We start from the raw sequence: 13,678 nt of genomic DNA on the forward strand, positions 1-13,678 counted from the left end.
CGACCTACTGCAGAGCCGACGTGAGCCGCGCGACGTTGTCCACGTAACGCCCCGCCCACGGTCGGCCGTTCCACCCCTCCAGCGCGAGGGGCGCGCTCTCGTCCAGGTAGCTGTCCACCACCTGGTTGAGCTCGGCCACCGCGTCTCCTCCCAGGACCAACAGGCTGATCTCGAAGTTGAGGTTGAACGACCGCAGGTCCATGTTGCTCGAGCCCACCACCCCGCCGTAGTCGTCGATCAGCAGCATCTTGGTGTGCAGCACGGCCGGCGAGCGGAACCTGTTGATCCTCACCCCCGCCTCGAGGAGCGCACGGAAGTACGATCGCTGCGCGTGGTGGACCATGAACTGGTCCGCGTGCTCGGGGACGAAGAGCTCCACGTCGACACCCCGGTAGGAGGCCGAGGTGATGGCGTGGAGCAGGGACTCGTCGGGGACGAAGTACGGGCTGACGATCCGGATCCTGTCCTGGGCCTGGCCGATGAGCTGGGTGAACATCCGGAGGTTGGGCTGGGTGCGGTAGCCGGGCCCCGACGGGACCAGCTGGAAGGCCGTGACCGGGTCTCCGGCGGTGGGGTCGCCGGCCCCGCGGCCGGTCTCGTCCGGGGCCCGCAGGGCGAGTTCCTCCCGGATGTCGATCACCTCGCCGGACTCCGAGTACCAGTCCACGGCAAAGACCCCGTCCATCCCGCGGACGATCTCCCCGCGCACCTCCATCATGAGGTCCACCCACTCCCGCCCGAGCCGGGCGTTCCGTCTGCTCCCGTAGTGCCGTGCGATGAGGTTCTGGGAGCCGATGAAGCCGTGATGGCCGTCCACGATGAGGAGCTTGCGGTGATTGCGCAGGTCGGGGCGCCGGAACCGGCCCACGAACGGGTTGATCGGCAGCATGAGATGGAACTCGACCGGGGTCTGACGCAGCCTCCGGCGGAGCCGCTTGAACCCGCGGTACCGGAGCGACCCGAGATGGTCGACGAGCAGGCGGACCGTCACACCCCGCTCGGCGGCCGCGACGGCTGCGGTGAAGAACTCGTCGGTCTCGTCGTCCCACGACTGGGCGTAGAACTCGATGTGCACGTGGTCGCGGGCCCCCCGCACCGCCGCGGTCATCGCCTCCAGGGAGCGGCCGTAGTCCGAGTGCAGCGCCACGAACTCCCCGGACATGCAGGGGATCGCGGTGAGAGCCCGGTTCATCCCGAGGACGGTCCGGACCCCGGGCCCGATGTGGACCCCGGGCGGCACCGTCGGCCAGTCCTCGAGGGCCTCCGCGTAGAGCAGGTTGGCCTCGGCCTGGATGAGGTGCCGCCTGCCGGTGATGTACGGGTTGCCCAGCAGGAGGAACATCGGCACCCCGATGATGGGGATGAACAGGATCGCCAGGAGCCACGCCTGCGACGACGCGGGTTGCCGGTTCTCCGGGACCATCCCCAGGGCGAGGATCTTGATCGCGTACTCGGTGATGAGCAACGCCGACGTCACGCCGTCCGGGAACGGGAGGAAGTCCAGGCGGTCCACCGTGGGGTTCATGTGGCCGTCCGGGTGAGGACGGTGCCGCGCGGAAGGCCCCGGGGGTCGACGACGACGCCGCCCGTCATGGTCCAGCGCACGACTCCGGCCAGTGCACGCTGCGCGTAGACCGAGTCGGCCGAACCCAGCTCGCGGGCACGGGGGAGGACGACAAAGGCCTCGTCGTCCGCCACGGCGGTGAAGTCCGCCCGGAGCCCGCTGCGGATCTCCCCGCGGTCCTCGAGCCCGACGATCGCCGCCGACCGTCCCGCCATCCACCGGGCGACGTCGGCGAGGTCCGCTCCGCGGCGCCGCGCCTCGGTCCACACCACCGACAACCCGAGCCGGGCGGACGCCACCGCGTCGATCGTCCCGTCGCGCAGGCCGTCCCACAGGAGTTCGCGCGTGGCCGCGTCCCGGATCGGCGGATCGAGGCCGTCGACCGCCGCGCCCCCACCGGTGACCTCGGAGACCAGGGCGAGCAGGTGCGGGCTGGTGGAGGCGGTGACCGGGAGCCCCTCCGCCCGGGCCGCCCTCAGCAGCGGAAGCTCCGCCGCGTCGGCGACGGCCCGCAGATGGAGCCGTCCGCCCGTCCGGCGGCAGACGTCGAACAGGGCGGGCAGGTCGTCGACGCCGGCGTCGACGGCGAACAGGCCGCGATGGTCGGCGACCTCCACCGCCGCCGCGACGAGCTGTGCGGTGTCGAGGGTCGGCGCCCCCGGAACCCCCTTCCCCGCGGCCACCGCGGAGATCCCCAGGACGCCGCGCCCCAGCAACGCACCGAGCCTGCTGAGATTGTCGGGGACGGCGGCACCCCAGAGCCCCACGTCCACCGCGGACTCGCCGGCCACCTGGTCTCGCCACCGGTCGACGTGCTCCGGCTCGGTCGCCGCCGGGTGGCCGTCCGACCCGTAGTCGACCACGGAGGTGACGCCGCCCAGTGCCGCCGCACGGGTTCCCACCCCCACGTCCTCGGTGCTGACGTGGGGATCCACCAACCCGGGCATGAGGACCACGTCGTCGCCCAGATCGATCGTGTGGTCGCCCGCCAACCCGATGTCCCGCGCGTCGGAACCGGTGCGCACCGACGAGATCACCCCGCCGTCCACCGTCACGGCCGCCTGCTGGATCCTGCCGTCGATCACGGCGCGGCGGGCGTGGATCAGGAGTTCGTACTTCGCCACAGATCGTTCCTCCAGCATCGGTCGAGCTTGCGGGGACACCCCTCGGCGGCCATTGTCCCCCACGCCCGCGGTATTCCGAGGGCAGGTCGACGGATAGCGTGTGGGCAGACCGACCGCACACCAGGAGGGCCCGCCATGACCGACACCCCCACCGGATTCGTCCCCACCGCCGACCTCGTCGACGAGATCGGCGAGGACGTCCGCAGCTGCGACACCCAGTTCCGCGACCTCGGAGGCCGCACCCAGTTCTTCGGACCGATCTCCACCGTCCGATGCTTCCAGGACAACGCCCTGCTCAAGAGCGTCCTGGGCGAGCCCGGAGAGGGGCGCGTCCTGGTGATCGACGGAGACGCCAGCCTGCACACGGCGCTCGTCGGCGACATCATCGCCGAACTCGGGCGGTCCAACGGCTGGGCCGGCGTGGTGGTCCACGGCGCGATCCGCGACTCCGCCCTGGTCGGCCGGATGGACTTCGGCTGCAAGGCCCTGGGGACCAATCCCCGCAAGTCCACCAAGACGGGCGCCGGCGAGCGCGACGTGACCCTGAGCTTCGGAGGGGTCGACTTCGTCCCCGGCGATGTGCTCTACGCCGACTCCGACGGGATCGTGGTCCGCTGACCGGTGTCACCGCCGGGTCAGGAACCGCCGGTGTAGGCGGCGAGGCTACCGACGGAGCCCACCGACATCTCCGCGACCGAGGCTTCGGGGCCGTAACTGCCCAGTGATCCGGGCGCGTACGAGCCCGTCGAGTTGGGCACGTCCACCGAGATCGCGACCGAACCGGCGTTGATCACGCCCGTGAGGAGGTCGAGCAGCGAGCCGGTGCCCAGCGACCCGTAACCGAGCGAGCCCAGCTGGGTCCCCACGGTCGGATCCATCTTCATGCACCTGACCAGACCGGTGAAGGTCGTGATGTCGACACACCCGCCGTCGATCTCGGTGTTCGTCGGGTTCGGCGGCGGATCGGCCTGTGCCGCGGCCGTTCCTGCACCGGCGAGGATCGTCCCCGCCGCCATGGTGGCGGCGAGGGTCGACGTGAGGGCGGTCGGGCGCATGTGTGTCCTCCGGATCAGCTCAGCGTGGAGCGGTGACGTGGCCCACAGGGTATCGCGGGCCCGACGACGTCGGTCACGCCTCCCGGCGGATCCACCGCAGCAGCGGGCCCAGTGAGGCCCGATCGGTGAGGTCGAGACCGCCGAGTTCGAGCATCGTCTCCTCCTCGGGGGTCCGATCCGGCTTCCGGCGGAGTGCCGCCAGTGCGGTCTTGATCCCCAGCCGCTGGCGGAACCCCAACTGGTCAGGGGTCACCACCCCGCGGAGCTGGAAGAGTTTGAGATCGCGCAGCTGGTCGCCGGAGAATTCGCTCGACATCAGGGCGATCCGCGCGTCGTCGGTGACCGGGGTGGGACCCACCATGACCACCGCGACGCGGCGTCCCGCCTCGACGAGCGCCTCCCAGTTGTCCTTGATGAACCCCGAACCGCCCAGTCCACCGTCCGGACGCATTCCGGTCACCAGCACGACGGTCCCGGCCACGACGAGCTCGGCGGGATCGACGGCGTCGTGGTGGGAGGAGTGGGTGTCGAACTCGTCGGCGAGCCACCCGGCGTAGCGGCGCGCGCCCGGGTCCTCATCGTGGAGCACCACCGGAGCCTGGACCGCGCCGGACCTCGCGTCACCCATCAGGACACCCCCTCCGCGCCCCGCGCGGTCACACGGGCAGCACGGCCGCCGAACGAGACCACGTCGCCGTCGACCAGCCCACGACCCCGCCGCACATCGACCTCGCCGTTGACGCTGACCGCACCCGCCGCGACCGCGTCCTTGGCCTCGGCCCCCGAGTCGAGCAACGACGCGAGCTTGAGGAACTGGCCGAGGGTGAGCTTGCTGCTCAGATCGCATTCGACGTGGTCTGCTGGTGGCCCGGCCGGCGGCGGTGTCGCCCGCCCGGCCCGGCCCCGTCCTGCGATGTGGCGGCTCATACCGCCGAGCTTAACGACCCCGCCCTCACCCTGTCGGATCAGCCGTCCGGGTCCCGTCGTCGGCGACGTCCGCGCGGCCCCGGCGCGTGACCAACGCCAGGCCCAGACCCCCTGCAACGAGGGCCGCGCCGGCCAACCCCAGCGCCACGGTCTGGACGCCGGAGATCCCGAAGACCGCCGAGTCGTCCTCGTCCTCCGGATCCCGGGCTCCCCCCTCGGGAGGGAGCGGGGGCAACTCACTGAGCACGGGCAGGTCCGTCACCACGGACTGGGCACCCGGCCCGGCCGTCTGCGCTGACACCACGGGTCCCCCGACGATCAGAGAGGTCAGACAGAGAGCGCCGATCGCGGTGGCGAAACGGCGGCGGACCATGGATGCCTTCCGTGACGGTGGCCGAGGTGGCCGAGAGTCGTAGTGAGGTCCATCTTAGTTTCTCTTAAGGTCAAGCGCCACGGTCACCCACGGGGTCACCGAGTGGCCTAGGTTCTTTCCGTGGCACGCACACCGGACGGGGACGCAGTGGGGTCGGCCCACCACGCCGGGGCGGGCCTCGCGCCCGGTGTGGCCGCACTTCTCCACTATCGGCGGGTGTGGCTCCGCGGCGACATCCTCGCGGGCGTCACGGTCGCCGCGTACCTCATCCCGCAGGTGATGGCGTACGCCCAGATCGCGGGGCTGCCGCCGGTCGCCGGGCTCTGGGCGATCCTCGGGCCGCTCGCCGTCTACGCGGCACTGGGGTCCTCCCGTCAACTCTCGGTGGGCCCGGAGTCCACCACCGCACTCATGACCGCCGCCGGCGTGGCCGCGCTGGTCGGAGCGGCAGGCCCGGAGCGCTACGCCGAGGTGGCCGCGGTGATGGCGATCGCCGTGGGCATCCTGTGCCTCATCGGCTTCCTGGGGCGTCTCGGGTTCCTCGCGGACATGCTCTCCCGGCCGGTGCTCGTGGGATACATGGCGGGAATCGCGGTCCTGATGATCGTCAGCCAACTCGGCGCCTCCACCCGTCTCCGCGTCGAGGGTGAGGCGCTGCCCGCCCAGCTCGCGTCGGTCGCCGCGCAACTCGGCGACGTCCACCTGCCGACCCTGGTCCTGTCCGCGGCCTGCCTCCTCACCCTGTTCGCGCTCCGCCGGATCAGCCCCCTGGTCCCCGGCCCACTCGTCGTGATCGTCCTGGCCGCCCTCGCGGTGTGGCTCATGGACCTCACCGACGTCGGCATCCGGGTGGTGGGCCAGATGCCGACCGGACTACCGGTTCCCCGGGTGCCCTCCCTCGCCGACCTCGACCTGCTGGCCCTGCTCCCCGCCGCCCTGGGCATCGCACTGGTCGGTTATTCCGACAACGTCCTCACCGCCCGGGCGTTCGCGTCCCGCAAGCGCGAGCGCATCGACAACAACCAGGAGTTCCTCGCCCTCGGCGTGGCCAACCTGTCCTCGGGATTCCTCCAGGGATTCCCGGTGAGTTCCTCCGGGAGCCGCACCGCGCTCGGCGACGCCATGGGCAGCCGCACCCAGGCGTACTCCCTCGTGGCCCTGACGGTGGTGGTGACGACGATGGTCGTCCTGTCCCCCGCGCTGGCCTGGTTCCCGAGGGCCGCACTCGGCGCGGTGGTGGTGTACGCCGCGACCCGACTGGTGGACGTGGCGGAGATGCGGCGGATCTACCGGTTCTCACGGATGGAGGCGTCCCTCGCCGCCGCCACCACGGCGGGGGTGCTGTTCCTGGGGATCCTCCCCGGCATCGGGCTTGCCGTGGGCCTGAGCGTGGTGGACCTGCTCCGCCGGTTGAGCCGGCCGCACGGCGGCGTCCTGGGCTACATCCCCGGCATGGCCGGCATGCACGACCTCTCGGACTACGAGACCGGCTCGGAGGTACCGGGACTGCTGGTCTACCGCTATGACGCCCCGCTGTTCTTCGCCAACGCCGAGGACTTCCGGACCCGGGCCCTCCGCGCCGTGGACGAGGAGACCACCCCGCCGCGCTGGTTCCTCCTCAACGCCGAGGCCAACACCCAACTCGACCTCACGGCCGTCGACGCGATGGAGTCCCTGCGACGGGACCTCTCCGACCGCGGGGTCGAGTTCGCGATCGCGCGGGCCAAGTTCGAGATCCTCGGAGCCCTCGAGGACGGCGGGGTACTCGAGCGCATCGGCCGCGACCGGATTTTCGCCACGCTCCCCACGGCCGTCGAGGCCTACACCCGGTGGCGGGCCGAGCGCGACGGCGCCCCGCCCGCGTAGCGGGCGGGGCGGGCGGGGCGGTCCTCAGCGCTGGGCGACGTCCGTGGGACGGACCGGCGCCGGGAGCGCCGTCTCCCCCATGAGGAAGCGGTCGACGGACGCCGCCGCGGCACGACCCTCCGCGATCGCCCACACGATCAGGGACTGACCGCGACCCATGTCACCGGCCACAAAGACGCCGTCGACGTCGGTGGCGTAGGTGCCGTCCCGGTCCACGTTCCCACGGTCGGTGAACGTCACCCCGAGATCCGAACACAGGCCGGACTTCTGCGCTCCCGTGAAGCCCATCGCGAGCAGCACCAGGTCCGCCGGGTACTCGAAGTCGGTCCCCGGCACCGGCTCGAAGCGCCCGTCGACCATCTTCACCTCGGACCCCTTGAGCGCGGTGACGTGACCGCCCTCCCCCAGGAACTCGGCGGTGGAGACGCTGTAGACCCGCTCGCCATTCTCCTCGTGAGCCGACGCGGTGCGGAACATCAGCGGGTAGACCGGCCACGGGGTCGAGGCGGCACGGGTGGCGGGCGGCCGGGGCATGATCTCGAAGCTCTTGATCGACTTCGCGCCCTGGCGGGTGGCGGTGCCGAGGCAGTCCGCCCCCGTGTCGCCGCCGCCGATGATGATGACGTGCTTGTCCCGCGCGTGGATCGCGGGCAACCCGTCCGCGTCCACCACGGGATCGCCCACCGCCGCCTTGTTGGCCAGCGGCAGGTAGTCCATCGCCTGGTGGATCCCGTCGAGCTCGCGGCCCGGGACGGGGAGATCCCGCCGCATGGTCGCCCCACCGCACAGCACGATCGCGTCGAACTCCGCCCGGAGCTGAGCCGCGGTGATGTCCTTGCCCACGTTGACGCCGGGCCGGAAGACCGTGCCCTCCGCCTCCATCTGGGCGAGCCTGCGGTCGACGACCGACTTCTCCATCTTGAACTCGGGGATTCCGTAGCGCATGAGGCCCCCGATGCGGTCGTCCCGCTCGAAGACCGTCACCGAGTGGCCGGCCCGGGTGAGTTGCTGCGCGGCGGCCAAGCCGGCCGGCCCGGAGCCCACCACAGCGACCTTCTGGCCCGTCCGGAAGGACGGGACGATCGGCTCCATCCCGCCGTCCGCCCACGCCTGCTCGGCGATCTCGACCTCGATCTGCTTGATCGTCACGGGCTCCTGGTTGATGCCCAGGACGCACGACCCCTCGCACGGCGCCGGGCAGAGCCGGCCCGTGAACTCGGGGAAGTTGTTGGTCGCGTGCAGCCGGTCCACCGCCTCCGACCACTGCCCGCGGTGTACCAGGTCGTTCCACTCGGGGATGATGTTGCCCAGCGGGCAGCCCTGGTGGCAGAACGGGATACCGCAACCCATGCACCGGGAGGCCTGGGTCCGCAGCGCGTCCTCGGGGAGGACCGTCGACTCGTAGACCTCCTTCCAGTCCATGATTCGGAGGTCCACCGGCCGACGCTGCGGCAGCTCCCGCTCGGTGTGCTTGAGAAAGCCCTTCGGGTCAGCCATTTGCGGCCTCCATGATCGCCTCGTCCACGTTGCGTCCGTCCTTCTCCGCCTGCTCGATGGCGAGCAGCACGCGCTTGTAGTCGCGCGGCATGATCTTGGCGAAGTGATTCACGTTCTGCGCCCAGCCGGCGAGGATCTCCCCGGCCCTGGCCGAGTCGGTCTCCTCGGCGTGCCGCTCCACGATCCCGTGGAGGAACTCGACGTCGTCCTTCGTCAGCGCCTCGATGTCCACGAGTTCGCCGTTGAGATTGCCTGGCAACTCGCCGTGCGGGTCGTAGAAGTACGCGACACCGCCCGACATACCGGCCGCGACGTTGCGCCCGGTGGAGCCGAGCACGACCACCTTGCCGCCGGTCATGTACTCGCACGCGTGGTCCCCCACGCCCTCGACCACCGCGGTGACGCCCGAGTTCCGGACGCAGAACCGCTCCCCCACGATCCCGCGGAGGAAGATCTCGCCGCCGGTGGCGCCGTAGCAGATCACGTTGCCGGCGATGATGTTCTCCTCCGCCACGAAGTCGGGGGCGGCGTCGAGGGCGGGCCGGACGATGATCCTCCCGCCGGACAACCCCTTGCCCACGTAGTCGTTGGCGTCACCGAACACCCGCTGCGTCACGCCCGCGGCGAGGAAGGCACCGAAGGAGTTGCCCGCGGATCCGGTGAAGGTCAGATCGATCGACCCGTCCGGGAGCCCGGCCGCGCCGTGCGCCTTGGAGATCTCGTGGCTGAGCATGGTGCCGACCGACCGGTTGACGTTGCAGATCGGGTACCCGCCGGTGGCCGGGCCCGAGGACGGGTCCGCGATCACCGCGCGGTGGTCCGCGATGAGCGTGTTGTCCAGCGCCTGGTCCAGCTTGTGGTTCTGTCCCTTGGTGCACCGCAGGTCCTGATGCATGAAGGGGGATTCCGCCTGGGCGAAGATGGGCTCCAGGTTGAGCTTCGCCACGCGCTTGTTGTGCGCGAACGCCCGGGACTTGTCCAGGCACTCGGAGTGGCCGATCGCCTCGTCGAGCGAACGGAAACCGAGCTCGGCCAGGTACTCGCGGACCTCCTGCGCGATGAACTCCATGAAGTTCACCACGTACTCGGCCTTGCCGTTGAACCGCTCCCGGAGCACCGGGTTCTGGGTGGCGACACCCACCGGGCAGGTGTCGAGGTGACAGACCCGCATCATGATGCAGCCGGCCACGACGAGCGGAGCGGTGGCGAAGCCGAACTCCTCGCCGCCGAGCAGGGCGGCGACGATCACGTCGCGTCCCGTCTTGAGCTGGCCGTCGACCTGCACGACGATCCTGTCGCGCAGGCCGTTGACCAGCAGGGTCTGCTGCGTCTCCGCCAGGCCCAGCTCCCACGGGCCTCCCGCGTGCTTGAGCGAGGTGAGCGGCGAGGCGCCGGTGCCACCGTCGTGACCCGAGATGAGCACCACGTCGGCGTGGGTCTTGGACACCCCCGTCGCCACCGTGCCGACGCCCTGCTCCGCCACGAGCTTGACGTGGATCCGGGCCTCCGGGTTGGCGTTCTTGAGGTCGTAGATCAGCTGCGCCAGGTCCTCGATCGAATAGATGTCGTGGTGCGGCGGGGGGGAGATCAGTCCCACGCCGGGGGTCGAGCCGCGCACCTCGGCGACCCAGGGGTAGACCTTGCTCGGCGGGAGCTGTCCACCCTCGCCCGGCTTGGCGCCCTGGGCCATCTTGATCTGGATGTCGGTGCAGTTGGCCAGGTAGTTGCTCGTCACGCCGAACCGGCCGGAGGCGACCTGTTTCACGGCCGAGCGCCGCCAGTCCCCGTTGGCATCCGGTTCGAACCTGTCGACCGCCTCCCCGCCCTCGCCGGAGTTGGACCGGGCGTGGAGACGGTTCATGGCGATCGCGAGGGTCTCGTGCGCCTCGGCGGAGATGGAGCCGTAGCTCATCGCGCCGGTGGAGAACCGCTTGACGATCTCCGACACGGGCTCGACCTCGTCGATCGGCACCGGCGCGCGCGTCCCCCTGAGGTCGAAGAGTCCGCGGAGGGTGGCGAGTCGCTCCGACTGGTCGTCGACGAGTCGGGTGTACTCCTTGAAGATCTCGTAGCGGCCGGACCGCGTCGAGTGCTGGAGCTTGAACACGGTGTCGGGGTTGAAGAGGTGATACTCACCCTCACGCCGCCACTGGTATTCGCCGCCGATCTCGAGCTCGCGGTGCGCGGCCTCCTCGGGTCGCGGCAGGAACGCGAAGCGGTGCCGCCGGGCCACGTCGTCCGCGATCTCGTCGAGACCGATCCCGTCGATGGGGCTGATCGACCCGGTGAAGTACTCGTCGCACAATTCCTGCGAGAGTCCCGTGACGTCGAAGAGCTGGGCGCCGGTGTACGAGGCGAGCGTCGAGATCCCCATCTTGGACATCACCTTGAGCACGCCCTTGGCCGCGGCCTTGCGGTAGTTGGCGCAGGCAGTGCCGGTGTCGACGCCGGTGAGGTCGCCGGTCTTGACCAGCTCGTCGATCGACTCGAAGGCCATGTAGGGATTGATCGCGTTGGCGCCGTACCCGAAGAGCACCGCCATGTGGTGCACCTCGCGGGCGTCTCCGGACTCCACCACGAGGCTGACCCTGGTCCGGGTCTTCTCCCGGACCAGGTGGTGGTGGACGGCGGAGGTGAGCAGCAGCGACGGGATGGGGGCGTTGCGCTCGTCCGACTCCCGGTCGGAGAGCACGATGATGCTCGCGCCGTCCTCGATCGCGTGCGACACCTCGCGACGGATGCGATCGAGGGCGATGCGCAGTCCGCGCCCGCCGTGGGCGACGTTGTACAGTCCGCGGACCATCACCGATCGCAGACCCGGGTGGGTCTCGCCGGCCTGCATCAGGGTCGTGAGTTCGGTGTTGCCCAGGATCGGGTTGTCCAGCCTGATCTGCCGACAGGAGTCCGGGCCCGGGTTGATGAGGTCGCCCTCGGGACCGAGAGTCACGCCGTAGCTGGTGACGAGCTCCTCGCGGATCGCGTCGAGCGGAGGGTTGGTGACCTGGGCGAAGCGCTGGGCGAAGTAGTCGAACAGCATCCGGGCACGCTGGGAGAGCACCGGAAGCGGGGTGTCGGTGCCCATCGAGCCGATCGCCTCGGCACCGCTGGCCGCCATCGGCGTGACGAGGATGCGGAGTTCCTCCTCCGTGTACCCGAACACGCGCTGCCGCAGGACCACCCGCTCGTGGGCCATGTACGGCTGCTCGACCTCGCGGAGGTCGTCCAGGTGGACCATGCCCTCGTCGAGCCACTGCTGGTACGGGTGCTCGGCGGCGAGCTGGGTCTTGATCTCCTCGTCGTCGATGATCCGACCCTGGGCGGTGTCGACGAGGAACATGCGACCCGGGCGGAGCCGGGTCTTGGTGACGATCTTGTCCTGCGGGATGTCGAGGACCCCCACCTCCGAGGCCATCACGACGAGCCCGTCGTCGGTCACCCAGATGCGCGAGGGCCGGAGGCCGTTCCTGTCGAGGACGGCACCGATCACGGTGCCGTCCGTGAAGGTGATCGACGCCGGACCGTCCCAGGCCTCCATGAGCGAGGCGTGGTACTCGTAGAACGCCCGCTTGGCGGGGTCCATGGTCTCGTGCCGCTCCCACGCCTCCGGGACCATCATGAGGACGGAGTGGGGCAGCGTCCGGCCGGCCAGCGTGAGGAGTTCCAACGCCTCGTCGAAACGGGCGGTGTCCGACCCACCCGGCGTACAGATGGGGAGCGCCGCGGTGAGGTCCTCGATGTGCGCGCTCGACATGAGCGATTCCCTCGCGCGCATCCAGTTCTCGTTGCCGCGGGCGGTGTTGATCTCACCGTTGTGGGCGACGTAGCGGAACGGGTGGGCCAGCGGCCAGGCCGGGAACGTGTTGGTGGAGAAGCGGGAGTGGACGATGCCCATCGCGGATTCGACGCGCTCGTCCTGCAGGTCCAGGTAGAACTCGGGGAGCTGCTTCTCGGTGAGCATGCCCTTGTAGACGAACGTGCGGGGGCTCAGCGACGGGAAGTACACGGTCTCGGAGCCGAGGTCACCCTTACCCGAGCCCTTGTAGCCGAGCTCGTGCTCGCAGCGCTTGCGGACGACGAAGCATTTGCGTTCCAGCGCGAGACCGGTCAGCAGTCCGCCGTCCGGGCCCGCGGCCTTGACAAAGATCTGGTTGATGCTCGGTTGCGCGTCACGCGAGATCGCGCCGACGGTCGAGTCGTCGACTGGGACGTCGCGCCAACCGATCACCGTGACGCCCTGCTCGGCGGCGATCCTCTCGACCATCCGCATCGCGTCCATCGCCAACATGCGGGACTGCGGGAGAAAACAAAGGCCGGTCGCATATGCACCGGCCTCAGGAAGTTCCACGTCGTGCTCCTCGCGCATGACGTCGCGGAGGAACCGGTCAGGTACCTGGATCAACAGGCCCGTGCCGTCTCCGGTATTGGCCTCTGCACCGACGGCCCCGCGGTGTTCGAGGTTCACGAGCGCGGCGATCGCCTTGTCGACGATGTCCCGGGACTGCCGTCCGTACATATCCACGACAAACGCGACACCGCAGGAATCGTGTTCGTATTCAGGGCGGTACAGGCCCTTGGGGCCGGGAGTCGTCATCATCTGCTCGCCTTCGCTTGTCGACGGGAAGACTCCGTGGTGGCTGGAGCACCCGCACTCAGAGGACCGAGGTGCTCTGGCCCGGAAATAATATGGGAGAAAGGGGCTAGTCGCGCAATTCGGTTTCGTCAAACCCAGTCCATCGACGTGGGATCCCGATTCCACCTTGTGAGATTTCTCTCAAGCCTGGGTCGCCCGGGTCCCGAAATGGATGCGGGCCCCGCTCCGAGTGGTGCACTCGGGGCGGGGCCGTTCGCCTCCCGCGGGTCAGCGGATGAAGGGCAGGGGCGGCAGCGTGACCCCGGCCGGGAGCGCGATCTCGTAGTCACCGAGGGAGCCGGACATGACGGTGGCGCGAGCCGCGCCGACGACGCCACCGCCCGCCGTTCCGGACTCGCCACCTCGACCGTTGGGCGCGGTCGGGCCCGGGGCGGGCGGCGCCTCGGCGACGGGTTGGACCAGAGCCGGTCCCGCGATGGCGGAGCCCGCCAGCGGTGGGAACCCCGGAAGGACGGGCAGCTGGATGTTCAGATTCGCGACCGACTGCTGGATCATCGGAGCACCGGCGATCGATCCACCGATGAGGACCACCGGCAGCAGAATCGGCAACGACCCCGCCGCCGAGGCGGTCGTGGATCCGAGCGGAGCCAGCGAGCCCGAGGACAGTTCGCCGGAGCCCTC

General features: G+C 70.1%; 10 protein-coding genes and 1 pseudogene. 2 read left to right on the top strand and 9 right to left on the bottom strand.

What is annotated here, in order from left to right; genetic code table 11:
• Window positions 1–4: 4 nt before the first annotated feature.
• Window positions 5–1,525: a phospholipase D-like domain-containing protein gene (locus B4M60_RS00665; RefSeq protein ID WP_291079436.1), complete on the bottom strand. Its 1,521-nt coding sequence runs from the start codon at window positions 1,523–1,525 to the stop codon at window positions 5–7.
• Window positions 1,522–2,688 (bottom strand): amidohydrolase family protein, encoded by a 1,167-nt coding sequence (locus tag B4M60_RS00670; RefSeq protein WP_291079437.1) that lies wholly within the window; start codon window positions 2,686–2,688, stop codon window positions 1,522–1,524. Before B4M60_RS00670 ends, B4M60_RS00665 begins: the two co-directional genes overlap by 4 nt.
• A gap of 135 nt (window positions 2,689–2,823) precedes the next feature.
• On the opposite strand from B4M60_RS00670, the gene rraA reads away from it, so the two are divergent.
• Complete coding sequence (rraA, locus tag B4M60_RS00675; RefSeq protein ID WP_291079438.1) at window positions 2,824–3,306, top strand: ribonuclease E activity regulator RraA; 483 nt, start codon at window positions 2,824–2,826, stop codon at window positions 3,304–3,306.
• Between the two features lie 17 nt (window positions 3,307–3,323).
• Here rraA and B4M60_RS00680 read toward each other — a convergent pair whose 3' ends face one another.
• From B4M60_RS00680 to B4M60_RS00695, 4 genes are all read right to left on the bottom strand, one after another.
• Window positions 3,324–3,743, bottom strand: a complete 420-nt coding sequence (locus tag B4M60_RS00680) for a hypothetical protein (protein WP_291079439.1) — start codon at window positions 3,741–3,743, stop codon at window positions 3,324–3,326.
• A gap of 73 nt (window positions 3,744–3,816) precedes the next feature.
• Window positions 3,817–4,371, bottom strand: coding sequence for a hypothetical protein (locus B4M60_RS00685; protein WP_291079440.1), 555 nt, complete (start codon window positions 4,369–4,371; stop codon window positions 3,817–3,819).
• Entirely contained in the window at window positions 4,371–4,583 is a 213-nt protein-coding gene (locus B4M60_RS00690; RefSeq protein ID WP_414646695.1) for an RNA-binding S4 domain-containing protein, read from the bottom strand. The genes B4M60_RS00685 and B4M60_RS00690 overlap by 1 nt, the downstream gene beginning before the upstream one ends.
• 112 nt (window positions 4,584–4,695) lie before the next feature.
• A complete protein-coding gene (locus B4M60_RS00695; RefSeq protein WP_291079442.1) occupies window positions 4,696–4,971 on the bottom strand; it encodes a hypothetical protein in 276 nt (91 codons plus the stop codon).
• A gap of 219 nt (window positions 4,972–5,190) precedes the next feature.
• Here B4M60_RS00695 and B4M60_RS00700 point away from each other — a divergent pair, with 219 nt between their 5' ends.
• Window positions 5,191–6,909: a SulP family inorganic anion transporter gene (locus B4M60_RS00700; protein WP_414646696.1), complete on the top strand. Its 1,719-nt coding sequence runs from the start codon at window positions 5,191–5,193 to the stop codon at window positions 6,907–6,909.
• 24 nt (window positions 6,910–6,933) lie between these two features.
• On the opposite strand, the gene B4M60_RS00705 is transcribed toward B4M60_RS00700, so the two are convergent.
• From B4M60_RS00705 to B4M60_RS00715, 3 genes and pseudogenes are all read right to left on the bottom strand, one after another.
• Window positions 6,934–8,406 carry a glutamate synthase subunit beta gene (locus tag B4M60_RS00705; protein WP_291079444.1) on the bottom strand — a complete coding sequence of 491 codons (1,473 nt, stop codon included), beginning with the start codon at window positions 8,404–8,406 and terminating at the stop codon, window positions 6,934–6,936.
• Window positions 8,399–13,000 (bottom strand): glutamate synthase large subunit, encoded by a 4,602-nt coding sequence (gltB, locus tag B4M60_RS00710; RefSeq protein ID WP_291079445.1) that lies wholly within the window; start codon window positions 12,998–13,000, stop codon window positions 8,399–8,401. Before gltB ends, B4M60_RS00705 begins: the two co-directional genes overlap by 8 nt.
• A gap of 264 nt (window positions 13,001–13,264) precedes the next feature.
• Window positions 13,265–13,678: pseudogene (locus tag B4M60_RS00715) on the bottom strand (hypothetical protein); the annotation flags it as partial.

The sequence above is a fragment of the Dietzia sp. UBA5065 genome, from assembly GCA_002415925.1.
GTDB lineage: Bacteria > Actinomycetota > Actinomycetes > Mycobacteriales > Mycobacteriaceae > Dietzia.

Excerpts from the sequence above, each read along its gene's own strand:
- B4M60_RS00665 (WP_291079436.1), bottom strand. The coding sequence starts at position 1,525 with ATGAACCCCACGGTGGACCGCCTGGACTTCCTCCCGTTCCCGGACGGC.
- rraA (WP_291079438.1), top strand. The coding sequence starts at position 2,824 with ATGACCGACACCCCCACCGGATTCGTCCCCACCGCCGACCTCGTCGAC.
- B4M60_RS00680 (WP_291079439.1), bottom strand. The coding sequence starts at position 3,743 with ATGCGCCCGACCGCCCTCACGTCGACCCTCGCCGCCACCATGGCGGCG.
- B4M60_RS00685 (WP_291079440.1), bottom strand. The coding sequence starts at position 4,371 with ATGGGTGACGCGAGGTCCGGCGCGGTCCAGGCTCCGGTGGTGCTCCAC.
- B4M60_RS00705 (WP_291079444.1), bottom strand. The coding sequence starts at position 8,406 with ATGGCTGACCCGAAGGGCTTTCTCAAGCACACCGAGCGGGAGCTGCCG.
- gltB (WP_291079445.1), bottom strand. The coding sequence starts at position 13,000 with ATGATGACGACTCCCGGCCCCAAGGGCCTGTACCGCCCTGAATACGAA.